This window comes from Paraburkholderia sp. RCC_158, from assembly GCF_041355255.1.
Classification (GTDB): Bacteria; Pseudomonadota; Gammaproteobacteria; order Burkholderiales; family Burkholderiaceae; genus Paraburkholderia; species Paraburkholderia graminis.
Map to the genome: position 1 here is coordinate 23,879 of NZ_JBFUPM010000035.1, position 16,861 is coordinate 40,739.

17 protein-coding genes are annotated in these 16,861 nt (G+C 63.2%); 3 read left to right on the plus strand and 14 right to left on the minus strand.

Annotated features, from left to right (window positions below; genetic code table 11):
- Positions 1-2: 2 nt before the first annotated feature.
- The 8 genes from AB6809_RS34150 to rpe all read right to left on the minus strand — a co-directional run bounded on the left by AB6809_RS34150 (position 3) and on the right by rpe (position 7,403).
- Entirely contained in the window at positions 3-857 is an 855-nt protein-coding gene (locus tag AB6809_RS34150) for a uracil-DNA glycosylase (protein WP_371028299.1), read from the minus strand.
- A gap of 100 nt (positions 858-957) precedes the next feature.
- A complete protein-coding gene (locus AB6809_RS34155) occupies positions 958-1,584 on the minus strand; it encodes a CYTH domain-containing protein (RefSeq protein ID WP_029971309.1) in 627 nt (208 codons plus the stop codon).
- 51 nt (positions 1,585-1,635) lie between these two features.
- Positions 1,636-2,433 (minus strand): indole-3-glycerol phosphate synthase TrpC, encoded by a 798-nt coding sequence (gene trpC / locus AB6809_RS34160; RefSeq protein ID WP_107710963.1) that lies wholly within the window; start codon positions 2,431-2,433, stop codon positions 1,636-1,638.
- Between the two features lie 43 nt (positions 2,434-2,476).
- Positions 2,477-3,508, minus strand: coding sequence for an anthranilate phosphoribosyltransferase (trpD, locus tag AB6809_RS34165; protein ID WP_044022011.1), 1,032 nt, complete (start codon positions 3,506-3,508; stop codon positions 2,477-2,479).
- Between the two features lie 17 nt (positions 3,509-3,525).
- Complete coding sequence (locus tag AB6809_RS34170; RefSeq protein ID WP_006052781.1) at positions 3,526-4,119, minus strand: aminodeoxychorismate/anthranilate synthase component II; 594 nt, start codon at positions 4,117-4,119, stop codon at positions 3,526-3,528.
- A 13-nt stretch (positions 4,120-4,132) separates the two neighbouring features.
- Positions 4,133-5,626, minus strand: a complete 1,494-nt coding sequence (gene trpE, locus AB6809_RS34175) for an anthranilate synthase component I (RefSeq protein WP_006052782.1) — start codon at positions 5,624-5,626, stop codon at positions 4,133-4,135.
- 365 nt (positions 5,627-5,991) lie between these two features.
- On the minus strand, positions 5,992-6,708 hold the full coding sequence (locus AB6809_RS34180; protein ID WP_371028300.1) for a phosphoglycolate phosphatase: 717 nt from the start codon (positions 6,706-6,708) through the stop codon (positions 5,992-5,994).
- An 11-nt stretch (positions 6,709-6,719) separates the two neighbouring features.
- Positions 6,720-7,403, minus strand: coding sequence for a ribulose-phosphate 3-epimerase (rpe, locus tag AB6809_RS34185; protein ID WP_053859094.1), 684 nt, complete (start codon positions 7,401-7,403; stop codon positions 6,720-6,722).
- 351 nt (positions 7,404-7,754) lie between these two features.
- Between rpe and apaG the strand changes: the two genes are divergently transcribed.
- Positions 7,755-8,129: a Co2+/Mg2+ efflux protein ApaG gene (gene apaG / locus AB6809_RS34190; protein WP_006052785.1), complete on the plus strand. Its 375-nt coding sequence runs from the start codon at positions 7,755-7,757 to the stop codon at positions 8,127-8,129.
- Positions 8,130-8,233: 104 nt separating this feature from the next.
- Here apaG and AB6809_RS34195 read toward each other — a convergent pair whose 3' ends face one another.
- Complete coding sequence (locus AB6809_RS34195) at positions 8,234-8,479, minus strand: hypothetical protein (protein WP_165919889.1); 246 nt, start codon at positions 8,477-8,479, stop codon at positions 8,234-8,236.
- Here AB6809_RS34195 and AB6809_RS34200 point away from each other — a divergent pair.
- Positions 8,424-9,548 carry a murein transglycosylase A gene (locus tag AB6809_RS34200; protein WP_107710965.1) on the plus strand — a complete coding sequence of 375 codons (1,125 nt, stop codon included), beginning with the start codon at positions 8,424-8,426 and terminating at the stop codon, positions 9,546-9,548. The two genes, AB6809_RS34195 and AB6809_RS34200, sit on opposite strands and share 56 nt — an antisense overlap.
- Before the next feature lie 275 nt (positions 9,549-9,823).
- Here AB6809_RS34200 and paaK read toward each other — a convergent pair whose 3' ends face one another.
- The 5 genes from paaK to paaN all read right to left on the minus strand — a co-directional run bounded on the left by paaK (position 9,824) and on the right by paaN (position 15,705).
- The gene (paaK, locus tag AB6809_RS34205; RefSeq protein ID WP_006052788.1) at positions 9,824-11,128 is read right to left on the minus strand and encodes a phenylacetate--CoA ligase PaaK; all 1,305 of its coding nucleotides are present in this window, start codon (positions 11,126-11,128) and stop codon (positions 9,824-9,826) included.
- A 231-nt stretch (positions 11,129-11,359) separates the two neighbouring features.
- On the minus strand, positions 11,360-11,839 hold the full coding sequence (gene paaI / locus AB6809_RS34210; protein ID WP_371028301.1) for a hydroxyphenylacetyl-CoA thioesterase PaaI: 480 nt from the start codon (positions 11,837-11,839) through the stop codon (positions 11,360-11,362).
- Between the two features lies 1 nt (position 11,840).
- Entirely contained in the window at positions 11,841-12,632 is a 792-nt protein-coding gene (paaG, locus tag AB6809_RS34215; RefSeq protein ID WP_114156509.1) for a 2-(1,2-epoxy-1,2-dihydrophenyl)acetyl-CoA isomerase PaaG, read from the minus strand.
- Between the two features lie 45 nt (positions 12,633-12,677).
- Positions 12,678-13,880: a 3-oxoadipyl-CoA thiolase gene (gene pcaF / locus AB6809_RS34220; protein ID WP_371028302.1), complete on the minus strand. Its 1,203-nt coding sequence runs from the start codon at positions 13,878-13,880 to the stop codon at positions 12,678-12,680.
- Between the two features lie 124 nt (positions 13,881-14,004).
- Positions 14,005-15,705 (minus strand): phenylacetic acid degradation protein PaaN, encoded by a 1,701-nt coding sequence (paaN, locus tag AB6809_RS34225; RefSeq protein ID WP_371028303.1) that lies wholly within the window; start codon positions 15,703-15,705, stop codon positions 14,005-14,007.
- Positions 15,706-15,836: 131 nt separating this feature from the next.
- Here paaN and AB6809_RS34230 point away from each other — a divergent pair, with 131 nt between their 5' ends.
- The gene (locus AB6809_RS34230; protein ID WP_107710967.1) at positions 15,837-16,613 is read left to right on the plus strand and encodes an enoyl-CoA hydratase; all 777 of its coding nucleotides are present in this window, start codon (positions 15,837-15,839) and stop codon (positions 16,611-16,613) included.
- The last annotated feature ends 248 nt before the right edge of the window (positions 16,614-16,861 follow it).

The window sequence follows — 16,861 nt, forward strand, 5'->3', positions numbered from 1 at the left end:
GCCTACGCCAGCATCTGCGCCTGATCGGGCAAACGCCAGTCGATCGGTGTGCGGCCGTGCTGCACGAGATACTCGTTGGCCTTCGCGAAATGCCCGCAGCCGAGAAAACCGCGATGCGCCGACAACGGCGAAGGATGCGGCGCCTCCAGCACGTAATGCGATTTGCCGCCGAGCAGCGCGCGCTTGGCTTGCGCGTGCGCGCCCCACAGCATGAACACGAGGTGCTCGTGGCGCATGGCCAGTTCGTGAATCAGCGTATCGGTGCATTTTTCCCAGCCGCGTTTTGCGTGGCTCGCCGCCGAATTACGCTCCACCGTCAGCACGGTGTTCAGCAGCAGCACGCCTTGCTTCGCCCAGGTGTCGAGGCAACCGTGGCGCGGCGGCTCGTGGCCGAGGCTCGTCGCGATTTCCTTGAAGATGTTGCGCAGCGACGGCGGCGTGCGCACATTCGGCGCCACTGAAAACGCGAGCCCATGCGCTTGCGGCGTGCCGCGATCTTCGCCGTGATACGGGTCCTGGCCGAGGATGACGACCTTCACATCGTCGGGACTCGTGAGACGCAACGCGCGAAAGACGTCGGTGGGATAGACGGTTTTACCGGCGGCGCGCTCACCGTCGACGAAACGGCAAAGCGGCGCGTAGGCATCGCTTTCGATGAAGGGCTTCAGGTGCGTACGCCAGGCAGCCGGCAACGCGGCGAATTGTGCTTCGAGCGTGAGCGTGCCGTGGGCGTGTTGCTGCGATGACGACGGCGATGGCGTTTCGGTTGCGCCGGATGTGTCGCTCGCGGGCGCGGCAGCGTCGCCGAATAGCGAGGCCTGCGATGGCGTCGAGCGGGTACGTGATGAGGAAGTCATGGCGCAGAAGTGTCGCAGCAAATGCGGTGTGACTCAAGTTGAGGCGGATGCCAGCGTTGGCTACGTCAAGGCCCGCTTGGCCGGCGACGTATTCAACCCCTCACCCCGCCCGCAACTGATACCCGCGCTGCGCCTTGCTCACATTTTCCGGCGCAAGCCCCGCGACCTGCTTGCCGAGCTCGACAGAAAGCGCATGCAGCGCGGCTTCGTCGCCGGATTTCAGTTCGAGCTCGATCTCCGAAATCGGCGCGCGGCGCAGTTCGCTGTTCACTTCGGCGAGCACGTTGCCTTGATCGATCGCGGCTTCCACTTGCGAACCGTCGACGCTCACATTCCACAGCGTGCGCGTGAAATCCGTGCGAAACAGTTCGATCAACCGCGGCGCCGCTTCGCGCAACGCTTCGGCAGCGGCCGGCTCGTCGCACTCACGCAGCAGCGCATCGATTTCAAGCGCTTCGCCCGCGACCGGCATTTCCCATTCGTGACGGCTATGCAAACCATTGCTCGCGTTGCCCACCGTCTTGAAGGTTTGCAGCCAGCCGTCGGGCGTGTGACGCAAACGCAGCGCGCTCTTCGACGCTGCGAGCGCAAGTTGCGGCGTGTCGAAATAAATATTCGACAGCTTGATCGCGCGGCCTTCGTCGCCGGTGCGCGCGACGAACCACGCCGACGCCGCCTCGACTTGCGCCACCGGCAGCAGCAACTTGATTTCGCGTTCCATGCCCATGATCTGCTCCGCTATGTTCCGCCAGATGCCGTTAAACGCGACGCGTTGTCGTCACGCCGCGCCTGGAAAGAACATGCGCGCAAGCTCCACGCCCGGTTCGGCGGCGCGCATGAACGCCTCGCCGACGAGGAACGTGTTCACGTCCACCGCGCGTAGCCGCTCGACATCGGCGCGCGACAGAATGCCCGATTCGGTGACGACGATGCGGTCGTCGGGAATCGCGTCAAGCATGCCGATTGTCGTTTCGATCGACGTCTCGAACGTGCGCAAGTTGCGATTGTTGATGCCGATCAGCGGCGTTTTCAGCGTGAGCGCCTGCGTCAACTCTTTGTCGTCGTGTACTTCGACCAACACTGCAAGACCGAGCGATTGCGCGAGTGCTTCGAGATCCTGCATCTCCGAAGTGTCGAGCGCGGCGGCGATCAGCAGGATCGCGTCGGCGCCCATCGCGCGTGCCTCGACGATCTGATACGGATCGACGATGAAATCCTTGCGCAGCACCGGCAACTGACAGGCGGCGCGCGCCTGCTCGAGGTACGCGACGCTGCCCTGGAAGAACTGCACGTCGGTCAACACGGACAGGCAAGCCGCGCCATGCGTCTCATACGAACGCGCAATCTGCGCGGGCACGAAGTCTTCGCGCAACACGCCTTTCGACGGGCTCGCTTTCTTCACTTCCGCGATCACCGCGGCGAGACCCGCCGCATGCTTCGCACGCAATGCGCCGACGAAATCGCGAAGATCGCGCGACGACGCTTCGAGGCGCAATTCTTCCAGCGGCGCGCTTTGTTCGGCCGCGCGGACTTCTTCGCGTTTGACCGCGATGATGCGGTCGAGGATGTCGCTCATAAGTGTCTCGTTACGTTGGTTGCTGCGTGATCAGTGCTTGAATTCAGTGCTTGAATTGCTGCGTGAAGCGAATCAGTTCGTCGACCTTCGCACGCGCCTTGCCGCTTGCAATGGCTTCGCGCGCAAGCTGAATGCCGTCCGCAATCGACGACGCCACGTTCGCCGAATACAGCGCCGTGCCTGCGTTCAGCGTGACGATCTCGCGCGCGACGCCCGGCTTGTTGTCGAGCGCCTCGAGCAGCATCGCTTTCGACTCAGCGGCATCCGCCACTTTCAGCGTGCGGTTCGACACCATCTGCATGCCGAAGTCTTCCGGATGAATCTCGTACTCGTGCACTTCGCCGTCGCGCAACTCGCCGACTTGCGTTGCTGCGCCGAGCGAGACTTCGTCCATGCCGTCCATACCGTACACCACGAGCACGTGCTTTGCGCCGAGGCGCTGCATCACGCGAACCTGAATGCCGACGAGGTCCGCATGGAACACGCCCATCAGTTGATTCGGCGCGCTGGCCGGGTTCGTCAACGGACCGAGAATGTTGAAGATGGTCCGCACGCCGAGTTCGCGGCGCACCGGCGCGATGTTCTTCATCGCCGGGTGATGATTCGGCGCGAACATGAAGCCCATGCCGGTTTCGGCAATCGACGCGGCCACTTGTTCCGGCTGCAAGTCGATATTCACGCCGAGCGCTTCGAGCACGTCCGCGCTGCCCGATTTGCTCGACACGCCGCGATTGCCGTGCTTCGCGACTTTCGCGCCCGCCGCCGCCGACACGAACATGGTCGCCGTGGAAATGTTGAAGGTGTGCGAACCGTCGCCGCCGGTGCCGACGATATCGACGAAGTTCGAGTTGTCCTGCACCTCGACGTGCCGGGCAAATTCACGCATCACCGTGGCGGCTGCGGTGATTTCGCCGATGGTCTCTTTTTTGACGCGCAAGCCGGTGATGATCGCGGCGGACATGACAGGCGACAGCTCGCCGCGCATGATGAGCCGCATCAGGTGCAGCATTTCGTCGTGGAAAATCTCGCGGTGCTCGATGGTTCGTTGCAGCGCTTCCTGCGGCGTGATGGTCATGATGTTGTCTCGCTTCATCAGGCGGTGCGTTGGGCCGTCTTCGCTTTCGACTGCTTCACGAAGTTTTCGAGCAATGCGTGACCGTGTTCCGACAAGATCGATTCCGGATGGAACTGCACGCCTTCGACGGCAAGCTCCTTGTGACGCACGCCCATGATCTCGCCGTCGTCGGTCCATGCGGACACTTCGAGGCAATCGGGCAGCGACTCGCGTTCGATCGCGAGCGAGTGATAGCGCGTCACGACGAAATGCTTCGGCAGGTCGGCGAATACGCCTTTGCAGTCGGTTTCGATCGTGCTGACCTTGCCGTGCATGATGGTTTGCGCGCGCACCACGCGTCCGCCGAATGCTTCGCCGATTGCCTGATGGCCGAGGCACACGCCGAGAATCGGCGTCTTGCCGGAGAACTCGCGCAGCACGTCGAGCGTGATGCCCGCGTGTTGCGGATTGCTCGGGCCGGGCGACAGGCAGATGCGCTCGGGGTTGAGCTTCGCGATTTCGTCGAGTGTGATTTCGTCGTTCCGATAGGTGCGAACGTCTTCGCCGAGTTCGCCGAAGTACTGCACCAGGTTGTAGGTGAACGAATCGTAGTTGTCGATCATGAGCAGCATGGTGTGTCTCCGGTCAGAAGTCGCTATCGAGGCCGTCTTGAACCTGTTCGGCCGCGCGCAACACGGCGCGCGCCTTGTTCTCGGTCTCTTGCCATTCGGATTCGGGCACCGAATCCGCGACGACACCCGCTGCCGCCTGCACATATAGATTGCCGTTCGCGATCACGCCGGTGCGGATCGTGATGGCGAGATCCATTTCGCCGGTGAACGACAGGTAGCCCACGGCGCCGCCGTACAGGCCGCGCTTCACGGGTTCGAGTTCGTCGATCAGTTCCATCGCGCGGACTTTCGGCGCGCCCGACAGCGTGCCGGCCGGGAACGTCGCGCGCAGCACGTCGAAATTGGTCGTGCCGGGCTTGAGCTTGCCTTCCACCGAACTCACGATGTGCTGCACATGCGAGTACTTTTCGATCACCATCTTGTCGGTCACGATCACCGAGCCGATCTGCGCGATGCGGCCCACGTCGTTGCGCGCGAGGTCGATCAGCATCACGTGTTCGGCAATTTCCTTCGGATCGTTCAGCAGTTCGGTGGCGAGTTCGGCGTCGCGTTCGGGCGTGTTGCCGCGCGGACGCGTGCCGGCGAGCGGCCGAATCGTCACGATACGATCTTCGCCGCGCTTTTCCTGGCGCACCAGAATTTCCGGCGATGCACCGACCACATGAAACTCGCCGAAGTTGTAGTAGTACATGTACGGCGACGGATTCAGCGACCGCAGCGCGCGATACAGCGACAGCGGATTGTCGCGATACGGCTTCGTCAGACGCTGGCCGACCTGCACCTGCATCAGTTCGCCTGCGGCAATGTATTCCTTCGCCTTGCGTACGGCTGCGAGGTAGTCGTCTTTAGCGAACTCGCGATACGTCTCGGTGCGCACGCTCGCCGACGTGACCGGCGGCTCGACCGTCGAGCGCAAGCGCTGGCGCAATTCGCGCAGCCGTTGCTTTGCTTTCGTGTATGCCTCGGGTTGCGTCGGATCGGCATAGATTACGAGGTACAGCTTGCCCGCGAGGTTGTCGATCACAGCGACTTCTTCTGTCAGAAGCAACTGAATGTCCGGCAGATTCAGATCGTCTTTCGGTGCGGTGTGCGCGAGCTTTTTCTCGATGTAACGCACCGCGTCGTAGCCGAAATAACCGGCGAGTCCACCGGCAAAACGCGGCAAACCCGGACGCTGCGCGACCTTGAAACGGCCCTGGAATTGCTGGATGAACTCGAGCGGATCGCCTTCGTGCGTTTCGACGACCTTGCCGTCGCGCACGACTTCCGACACGCCATTGCGAGTGCGCAACAACGTGCGCGCCGGCAGGCCGATGAACGAATAGCGTCCGAAGCGCTCGCCGCCCACCACGGATTCCAGCAGGAACGAGTTAGCGCCGTTGCGCTCGGTCTGCGCCAGTTTCAGATACAGCGAGAGCGGCGTTTCGAGATCGGCGAGCGCCTCGGCGATCAGCGGAATGCGGTTGAAGCCCTCGTTGGCGAGGGACTGAAATTCGAGTTCGGTCATGTTCCGATCCTGTTCGTAGGTCCGGCGGCAGCGTGCGTCGGACAAAGCGGGGCATGCGCAGCCGGTCAGCCGTTCATTCGACATTGACGATGATGAACCGACCGGCGCGATTTTCCCATCGACGCAAGCACGGAGTTCCGGCGCGCAGTTGTACTTGCAAGTACACGCGGGCCGAATCAGGCGATGCAGCGAAACGAGACGATGGAAAAACGCGTGAGCGCAGCGAAGTAAAAAACGGTTGCCGAAGACGAGCTTCAGCGTACCTCAGGCGAGGTTAGCGCGACCAGCGACGCCAGGGCCAGGCTCCCCGGTCGATGCTAATCAGACTCCGTTTTTTATTCAGAAACATGAGGATGAAGGACTTTTCAAGTCGTGGAATGGTGCGCTGCGATCGCCTTGGCGGCGTCCAGCAGCGAGGCAACTATACCATCGGATTTTATTGTTTGTATAGCTTGGCCGTGGTTGTAGCCGTAGGGCACCGTGAGCGTCGACATGCCCGCCGCGCGGCCCGCCAGCGCGTCGTTTTCCGAATCGCCGATGGCCACCGTGGCGCGCGGTTCGACGCCCAACTGCGCGGCGGCCGTGAGCATCGGCAGGGGGTCCGGCTTCTTTTTCGGCAGGCTGTCGCCGCCTAGCACGACGCTGAAATATTGCGCGAGCCCGTATTGCTGCAGCAGTTCGACCGCGAAGCGATGCGGCTTGTTGGTGACGCAGGCGAGCTTGAGGCCCGCGTCGCGCAGGGCCGCGAGGCCGGCTTCGACGTCGGGATAAAGACGCGTGTGCAAGCCGTTGATTTTTGCGTACTCCGCCTGATAGATGGCGAGCGCTTCGTCGAAACGGTCTTGCGCGTGCTCCGCTTCGAAGCGCGGCGCGAGCACGCTGCGGATCAGATGCTCGGAGCCCTTGCCGACATAGCCGACCACTTCCTCGCGCGAGGTCTCCTCCGCGTCGAGTTGCGCGAGCATGCCGTTCAGGCCCGCGGTGAAGTCGTCGGCGGTGTCGATCATCGTGCCGTCGAGGTCGATGATCGCGGCTTGCAGGCGGGAGCCGGTGAAGGTCGGGGCGGGGAACGTGGCGGTCATCGGGCGCGGTTTCAGTGCTGGATGTTGGCGAGCGCGGCGCGCATCTTGTCGATCACGACCTTGTGGTCCGGCTGGCCGAAGATCGCCGAGCCCGCGACGAATGTATCGGCGCCGGCCGCGGCGATTTCCGCGATGTTGTCGACCTTCACGCCGCCGTCCACTTCCAGATGAATCTCGCGGCCGGTGCGCTCCTTGTACGCGTCGATGCGCTTGCGCGCCTCGCGCAGCTTGTTCAGCGCTTCGGGAATGAACGACTGGCCGCCGAAGCCCGGGTTCACCGACATGATCAGCACGAGATCGAGCTTGTCCATCACGTGATCGAGATAATTCAGCGAGGTGGCCGGGTTGAACACGAGGCCGGCCTTGCAGCCGTGATCGCGGATCAGCGACAGCGTGCGGTCGATGTGGTCCGAGCCTTCCGGGTGAAAGCTGATCAGATTCGCGCCCGCCTTCGCGAAGTCCGGCACGATGCGGTCGACCGGACGCACCATCAGATGCACGTCGATGGGCACGCCGACATGCGGACGAATGGCTTCGCACACGAGCGGACCGATGGTCAGGTTCGGCACGTAGTGGTTGTCCATTACGTCGAAATGGATCCAGTCGGCGCCGGCGGCGACGACATTGCGGACTTCTTCGCCGAGGCGGGCGAAGTCGGCGGAGAGAATGCTGGGAGCGATGCGGAATTGCGTCATGGCGGCGGGCGGATGCAAGCGGGAAAGCGCCATTTTACCGTTTTGTGCGCGTGGCCAGCGGCTGGGCGGCGGCGTGGCGTTGCGCCGGTGCTCTGGTGTGCCGGTGCGCGTCATGGTCCTTGGAACAGGCAGTCGTCGGGCTTTTTCGGCGTCCAGTCGCGAAACGGGTGCGGTGCCTGCGCCCTTCGCGCCCTAAGCGTGCTTGTCCAGAAGATATGTCCGGTTGCGGGCGCCTCGCGCATGACGCAGAATGCCAAACCATGGCGCTGCGTCGCCAATGGGCCGTGAAGCCGTTGGCGCTCGGGCCTTCCAGCGATCTTGTCGCCCCCGTTTCAGCAGATTGGAATCAGGATGAGCCAGTATGAATTCAGCGTGTCGGCGCAGGTGCAGTTCCTGCCCGAAGAATCGGACCCGGAGCGCCGCCAGTACGCGTTCGCTTATACGCTGACCATCCGCAACACCGGTCAGGTGCCCGCGCAATTGATCGCGCGGCATTGGGTGATCACGGACAGCGAAAAGACCGTGCAGGAAGTGAAGGGTCTCGGCGTGGTGGGACACCAGCCGCTGCTCAAACCCGGCGAGCAGTTCGAATATACGAGTTGGGCGGTTATCGCCACACCGGTCGGCACGATGCGGGGCGAGTACTTCTGCGTGGCCGAGGACGGCGAGCGTTTCGACGCGCCCGTGCCGGAGTTCATTCTGCGCATGCCGCGTACGTTGCATTGAACCGTGGGCGTCTGGCGCGGTCTTTAACGGTTCGATATAGCAGGTGCGATAAGCGGTTCGATAACGATCGATGCGCGCGGTGCAATGCGTGAATCGGCGCCGCGTCAGTGCGGTTTTTGTGGCGTCTTCGTTTCCCGGCTGTCGGCGCGCGCTGCTTTCTTTTTACCGGACGACGTCCACACGACGATGAACACGAGCAGGAACAGCGCGAGAAGCGATTCCAGCGCGAAGACAAGCATTGGGTATTCGTCGAATAGATCAGACATGGCGGTTTCCATCAAGAACGAACATTGTATGCGTTTTGTCGGCGCGGCCGGAGCCTGGCTCGGCGCGCTTTCGATGGCGGCCATACTCGCCGCCTGCGGTGGCGGCGGCGCGGTGCGGCCAGTCGCTTCGCCACCCACGGGGGCCGCGATCATCCCCGGCCAGATCGCCGCGACGCGGCTTACGGCGGTAGCGTGGCAGCAGGTTCCGGGCTGGCAGGACGATTCGCTGATCGGCGCGACGGCCGCGTTGCGGCAAAATTGTCTGAGGCTCGCGCGTCAGGCGAACTGGGCACGCGCCTGTGCGGCAGCGGCGCAGCTTGACGATCTCGACGTGACCGGCGCCCGGGCTTTTTTTGAAGCCTATTTCACGCCCTTCCAGCTCGCGAACAACGACGGCACGCTCGACGGTCTCGTCACCGGCTACTACGAGCCGTTATTGCGCGGCTCGCGCACGCGGCATGGTGTTTATCAGACGGCGCTGTATCGTTGGCCGTCGAGTTATCGCCCTGGCGTCGCGTTGCCGCCGCGCGCGCAACTCGAACGGACGGGTGTGCTGAACGGCAACGAGCTTGTCTGGGTCGACGACCCCATCGAAGCATTTTTCCTGCAAGTGCAAGGCTCCGGCCGGATCGTGATGGAAGACGGCAGCGTGATGCGCGTCGGCTTCGGCGGCACGAACAACCAGCCGTACAAATCCATTGGGCGGTGGCTGCTGGATCGCGGCGAGCTCACGCCTGCGCAAGCCACCATGCAAGGCATCAAGGCCTGGGCGCGCGCGAACCCGAATCGTGTGGATGCACTGCTCGACACCAATCCGCGCTTCGTGTTTTTCCGCGAAATGCCGTCGGTGGAAAGCATGGCAAAGGGCACCGCCGATGGTCCGATCGGCGCGCTCGGCGTGCCGTTGACGCCGGAGCGCTCGATCGCCGTCGATCCCACCTCGATTCCGCTCGGCACGCCGGTGTTTTTGCAGACCACGAGGCCGCTGACGAATTCGCCGATGAACCGTCTGGTGTTTGCGCAGGACACGGGCTCGGCGATCAAGGGCGGTGTGCGCGCCGACTACTTCTGGGGTCTCGGCGATGACGCGGGCGATCTCGCTGGCAAGATGAAGCAGGGCGGTCGGATGTGGGTGCTGTTGCCGAATTCTTGAGGGTGGTCGCGGGCGCGTCTGGGGCTTCTGGCGGCCGTGAGTGTCGCTGCGGGGCATTGGGTGTGGCGTGTCGCTTGTGGCCGGTCTACCGCAGACGCACGCACAAGCGCCGGTGCTGAAACCGCTGCCGGCGTTTGTGGGGCTGTTCGTCTTGGGCGGCGCGGTATTAGTGGCATGAGAGCCACTGGAGCGACTAAGGCCACCAGCGGCGTTAGCGGCGTTAGCGCCAAATTTTCGCGCGCCCATTTGCAGGGCGCCTGCAACTTCTTCCGGCCTTACAACCCCGACTTGCGCTTGTCGACTACGCGCCTCGCCTTGCCCACCGAACGTTCGATTCCATTCACCGCCAGCACATTCACCACCGCGCTGACGCCGATCAGCGCCTTGATGTCATAGGCCAGCGCCTGCTTCGCGAGATTGAGCGCGGCAGTGTCGGGCGCGGTTTCGGGACACGGTTCGACGTTTAGCGTCAACACGTCGAGCGGACCTTCCCTGGTCAGCACGATCTGATAGTGAGGCGCGAGAGTGTGCTGCTTGAGCAGCAGTTCCTCAATCTGCGTCGGGAACACGTTAACGCCGCGCACGATCATCATGTCGTCCGAGCGGCCGGTGATTTTTTCCATGCGGCGCATCGTGCGGGCGCTGCCTGGCAGCAGGCGCGTGAGGTCGCGCGTGCGGTAACGAATGATCGGCAACGCTTCCTTGGTGAGCGACGTGAAGACCAGTTCGCCGAGTTCTCCGTCCGGAAGAACTTCGCCCGTTTCGGGGTCGATGATCTCGGGGTAGAAATGGTCTTCCCAGATCGTCGGACCGTCTTTCGTTTCAACGCATTCCGACGCCACGCCTGGTCCCATCACTTCCGACAGACCGTAAATGTCGACCGCGTCGATGCCCATGCGCTTTTCGATCGCCTGACGCATGTCGTTGGTCCACGGCTCCGCGCCGAAGATGCCGATGCGCAGCGAGCAACCGGCCGGGTCGATGCCCTGGCGCTCCAACTCGTCGGCGATCGACAGCATGTAGCTCGGCGTCACCATGATGATGTCGGGCCGGAAGTCCTGGATCAATTGCACCTGCTTTTCTGTCTGGCCGCCGCCGAACGGAATAACGGTGAGGCCCGCACGCTCCGCGCCGTAGTGCGCGCCGAGACCGCCAGTGAAGAGGCCGTAACCATAGCTCACATGCACCTTGTCGCCAGGCTTGGCGCCGGCCGCGCGGATCGAGCGCGCGACGAGATTCGCCCACGTGTCGATATCGCGAGCGGTGTAGCCCACCACAGTCGGCTTGCCCGTCGTACCCGACGAAGCGTGAATCCGCGAGATTCGTTCCTGCGGCACGGCGAACATCCCGAACGGGTAGTTGTCGCGCAAGTCCTTCTTGGTCGTGAACGGGAAGCGTGCAAGGTCTGCAAGCGTCGTCAGGTCGTTCGGATGAATGCCCGCTTCGTCGAACTTGCGACGATAGACCGGCGAGTTTTCGTAAGCGTGGTTCAGCGACCACTTGAGCCGTTCAAGCTGGAGCGCCGCAAGTTCGTCGCGGCTGGCGGTCTCGATAGGATCGAGCGGAAGGGCGGGGCTCATCGAATGTCTCCTTACTGCCTCAATGCTGGGTCTGTTATAGATTGCGCTCGCGCGTAAAACTTCGGACGACGGCGCTGAAACTGCGGACGGCCGCCATTGCGGTGAATTGCTGGCCGGTCTCACCGCTCACGACTGTCACGGACTGGCGACTCTCGTGTGGAGCGCTTGCCGTGTGCCTTTTGTTTTGGCTGGTCTTTTCGCTCTGCGCTGCGGATGCTGTAGCGCTTCGCGTTACTCCGGTCCCATGTGCGATGGTGCCTGCGGAATCACGCTGCCCTTGATTTGCGCCGATTTGCCGCGAAACATTGCCACCGTATCGCCGGCGCGATTGGTCACGCGAATATCGTAGATGCCGGTGCGGCCGTTCAATGTCTGTTCGACCGCTTCTGCGGTGAGCACATCGCCGCCATGCACAGGACGCAGGAACTCGATCGAGCAGCCGGATGCCACCGTATTGACGTTGCGCGAGTTACACGCAAACGCAAAGCTCGAATCAGCGAGCGTGAATATCAGGCCGCCGTGACAAATCTGATGGCCGTTCAGAAAGTCTTCGCGCACAGCCATTCGCAGACGCGCATACCCGGCGCGCACTTCCACGATCTCGAGGCCGAGCGCGCGGCTGCACGCATCGTTTTCATACATTGCGGCGGCGGTTGCGCGGGCGAGTTCGTCGGGCGTCATTTCCGCGGGGTAGAGAGGTTGCGTCGACATATCAGCGGCCCTCGAAGCGCGGCGCGCGCTTTTCGACGAAGGCGCGAACGCCTTCCGCATAGTCGTGTGACGCACCCAGCTCGCGTTGCAGGTCGCGTTCAAGGTCGAGTTGCTGATCGAGCGTTTGTGTGGCGCCGGCACGCATGGCGCGCTTGATCCCGGCGATCGCGCGCGTGGGTTGCTGCGCGAGTTGTGCCGCCAGGGTGGCCGCGGCTGCCGCGAGTTCCTGATCGTCGACCGCTTGCCAGATGAGGCCCCAGCTTTCGGCTTTCTCCGCGCTGAGTTTGTCGCCGGTGATGGCAAGTCCCAACGCGCGCGCCATGCCGACGCGCTGCGGCAAGAACCACGTGCCGCCCGAATCCGGCACGAGGCCGATCTTCACGAAAGCCTGAATAAAGCTGGCGGAACGCGCCGCGAGCACGATGTCGCACGCGAGCGCGAGATTCGCGCCGGCGCCCGCAGCCGTGCCGTTGACAGCCGCAATCACCGGCAACGGCAATGCTTGCAGGCGGCGAATCAGCGGATTGAAATGCGCGTCGATCAGGTCGCCGAGATCCGTCATGGCGCCGGGCGTGAAATCCAGATCGGCGAGGTCCTGTCCGGCACAGAAGCCGCGGCCCGAGCCGGTCAGAATAAGCGCGCGCGCGCCGGACTTTTCTACTTCGCCGAGCGCCGCCGCCAGTTCCTCATGCATCGCGCGGGTGAAGCTGTTCAGCTTGTCGGGACGGTTCAGCGTAATGGTGGCTACGCGGCTCGATGTGTCGATGTCGAGGCGGATCGCTTCATACGACATTGGGTGTCTCCTCAAAGTCTCGTTCGCGGAACTGCAGTGCTTATTTCACAGCCTTTCGATGACGAGTGCGATGCCTTGGCCCACGCCGATGCACATCGTGCAAAGCGCGAAGCGCCCGTTGCAGCGTTCCAGTTGGTACAGCGCAGTCGTGATAAGGCGCGCACCGGATGCGCCGAGCGGATGTCCGAGTGCGATCGCTCCGCCGTTGGGATTGACGCGCGGATCGTCGTCGCGCAGGCCGAGCGTGCGCAAAACCGCGAGTCCTTGCGACGCGAACGCCTCGTTCAGCTCGATCACGTCGAACTGCTCGAGCTTCATGCCGAGTTGCCTGAGCAGCTTTTGCGTAGCGGGCGCGGGACCGATACCCATGATGCGCGGCTCGACGCCCGCCGTCGCCATGCCCACCACGCGCGCGCGGCGACGCAGACCGTACTGGTCGGCCGCCTGCTGGTTCGCGAGCAGTAGGGCGCAGGCGCCGTCGTTCACGCCCGATGCATTGCCGGCAGTCACACTGCCGTCCGGACGAACGACACCCTTGAGCCTCGCCAGGCTTTCGAGCGACGTCTCGCGCGGATGCTCGTCAAGCGTCACGCGAATCGGATCGCCTTTTTTCTGCGCGATTTCCACACAGACAATTTCCTGCGCCAGCGTGCCGTCCTGCTGCGCGCGCGCGGCCTTCTGCTGGCTCGCCAACGCGAACGCGTCCTGATCGGCGCGGCTGATTCCGAACTCGACGGCCACGTTCTCCGCGGTTTCCGGCATCGAATCGACGCCGTACTGTCGCTTCATTAGCGGATTGACGAAGCGCCAGCCAATCGTCGTGTCGTAGATATCCGCTTGCCGAGCAAACGCGCTCGCCGCCTTGCCCATCACGAACGGCGCGCGAGTCATGCTTTCGACGCCGCCAGCGATCATCAGCCGGGCTTCGCCTGCCTTGATGGCGCGCGCTGCTGTTCCGACGGCGTCCATGCCCGAGCCGCACAGACGGTTGATCGTGGAACCGGGGACGTCGGTAGGCAGTCCCGCGAGCAATGCCGACATGCGCGCTACGTTGCGATTGTCTTCGCCGGCCTGGTTCGCGCAGCCGTAGATCACGTCGTCCACGGCGCGCCAGTCCACGCCGGCATTACGCTCGATTAAAGCCTTGATCGGCACGGCGCCGAGGTCGTCGGCCCGCACGTCTTTCAGGGCGCCGCCGTAACGGCCGATGGGGGTGCGAATCGCGTCGCAGATAAAGGCGTCGTTCATATCCGTTCCTGCTGAGGCGGACCGGCGTTCAATGCCGATCCGATGTCATGTTAGTTGGCGCGCACGGCGCGGTCCATTCGGCCAAAAGGCATAGGACAATCGACGTGCTTTCGTCTTATGACTTTCAGCCAGCTACCGCTGGGGCCGCTTTCGGTTCAACATGAACGCGGCTTTGGACTACGCGGAAGCGATTGGCGACGAAGGCCGCGTCGGTGAGCGCCGCGTTGGCTGCGGGGTTAGCGCCCGTGCCGTGGAAGTCGGAGAACGCTGCCGACTGATTCACGAACACACCGCCCGTCAGGTTGATCGACAAAGCGACGCCGCCGCGGAGCGACGCCTCGTGCGCGTCGTCGAGCACGGCGTCGTCGGTGCTGTAGACGGACAGCGTTAGTGCACCGTGCTCGGCGGCGATGGCGCCAGCAAGTTCAAGAGACTGCGCAGTCGAGTCGGTAGCGATCACGAACGAGATCGGACCGAACCATTCCCTCGTGAACTGCGCGCGGTCGGTTGCGGCGTCGAGTTGGACGACCAGCGGCGTGCGCACGCGGGCAACCGGAAAGGCCGGATGCTCGAGCGCCTGGCTTTCGACCAGAACACGGCCGAGTTTCGTCGCTTCGTCGATGCGTTGGGTGACGCCTTCGTTTTGAATGGCGCCGAGGAGTTCGACTGCGCGAGCGGGGTCCGCGACGAGTTTTTGCACGGCGCCGGCGATTGCCTGGGCGACTTCGTCAAACGTGAGCGCACCTTCTGCAGTACGGATGCCGCCGCGCGGCACGTAGATGTTTTGTGGCGCTGTGCACATCTGGCCCGAGTAAAGCGCGAGCGAGAACGCGATGTTGCGGGCGGCGGCTTTCATGTCGTCAACCGAATCGATCACGATCTGGTTCACGCCGGCTTTTTCGGTGTAGACCTGCGCCTGATGCGCGTTGCGCTCGAGCCAGGTGCCGTTTTGCGTGCTGCCTGTGAAGTCGATCAGCTTGATCTCAGGGCGCACGGCGAGGCTTTGGACAATCGCGCCGTCGTTCGGCTCAGTGGCGAGCAGCGTGACGACGTTCGGGTCGAAGCCGGCCTCGCGTAGAACGTCGCGCGCAATTCGCACGGTTATGGCGAGCGGCAGGATCGCGCCCGGATGCGGCTTGACGATCACGGCGTTGCCCGTCGCGAGGTCGGCGAAAAGGCCCGGATAGCCGTTCCATGTCGGAAACGTGCAGCAGCCGAGTACCAGGCCGGTGCCGCGGGGCACGATGGTGTAGCGCTTGTGCATGGCGAGCGGCGGGTTCTTGCCTTGCGGCTTTTCCCAGTGAGCGTCGGCGGGAATGCGGCGCAACTGGTCCCACGCATACACGACGGCTTCCAGTGCCCGGTCTTGCGCGTGCGGCCCGCCTGCCTGGAAGGCCATCATGAAGGCCTGGCCGGTCGTGTGCATTACGCTGTAACCGATCTCGAAGCTCGCGCGATTAAGCCGTGCCAGGACTTCGAGCGATACGCCAACCCAGGCCTCGCGACCCGCGGCGCGCCAGCCCGGTTGTGCGATCGCGGCGGCGGCGATCAGTGCGTCGGGATCGGATTTGGGATAACGGATAGCGAGCGGGAAGCCAAATGGCGACACTTCCGCGCCAACGGTTTCTCCAGTAGAGGGCTGGTCGAGTTCGAAGGCGGCGTCCAGATGCGCTTTGAAGGCGGCTTCGCCGTCCGCGTTGGCGGTTTCCCCGTACACTTTCGGACTGGGCATTTCGACGAACGGGCTCCAGTAACCGCGCGTCTCGGCCGCGGCGAGCGCCTTTTGCAGCGTGTCTTCGTGCTTGGTGAATAACGGATGTGTCATGGCAGAGGCTTGGCTGTACGTTGGGGGAAGCCCGTCTAATAATTGACCGACCGGTTGGTTGGTGAATGTTAGCATTATTAGGATGGGCGCGCGAAGCGTTTTTCGCGCTCGGTCAATCACAAGGAGGCGGCATGGTTTACGAGAACATTCTGGTTGAAACGCGGGGACGGGTCGGACTGGTCACTTTGAATCGTCCGAAGGCGCTGAACGCGCTGAACGATGCCTTGATGGACGAGCTAGGCGCGGCGCTGCGCGAGTTCGACGCCGACGACGGCATCGGCGCAATCGTGGTGACGGGTAGCGAAAAAGCGTTTGCGGCCGGTGCCGACATCGGCATGATGGCGACCTATTCCTATATGGACGTCTACAAGGGCGACTACATCACGCGTAACTGGGAGACGGTGCGTTCCATTCGCAAGCCGATCATCGCGGCGGTGGCGGGCTTCGCGCTCGGCGGCGGCTGCGAACTGGCGATGATGTGCGACATGATCTTCGCTGCGGACACGGCGAAGTTCGGCCAACCGGAAATCAAGCTCGGCATCATGCCGGGCGCTGGCGGCACACAGCGCCTCCCGCGCGCTGTGTCGAAGGCCAAAGCGATGGACTTGTGCCTTACCGCCCGCTTCATGGATGCAGCGGAAGCGGAGCGGGCCGGGTTGGTGTCGCGTGTGATTCCGGCGGGCTCCCTGATAGACGAGGCGATTGCCGCCGCCGCGACGATAGCTGAGTTCCCGTTGCCGGCAGTCATGATGGTGAAGGAGTCCGTCAACCGGGCGTACGAAACGACGCTCGCGGAGGGCGTGCATTTCGAGCGCCGTCTCTTTCATTCGCTGTTCGCAACGGAGGATCAGAAAGAGGGCATGGCGGCGTTTGTGGAAAAGCGCAAACCGGTTTTCAAGCACCGTTAATAGGCTTGTCAAAATAACGCTTGCAAGGCGCCAGCCGGCTCGCTAGAATCTCGCTCTTTCGTGCTCCGGACGCCGGGGCACGGGAAGCGGGAGAGCCAATAGCGGCAAGGCTTCCAGCGGTGGCGGCAGGTTCAGGCAGTAGCAAAAACCTGTTGACGGCGCGGCGGAAGTTCTTCATAATCTCGCTTCTCTGCTGCTGATGCAGCGACGCAGAACGAAGCAGTGCCGGGTGGTTGAGTGGGCGCTGT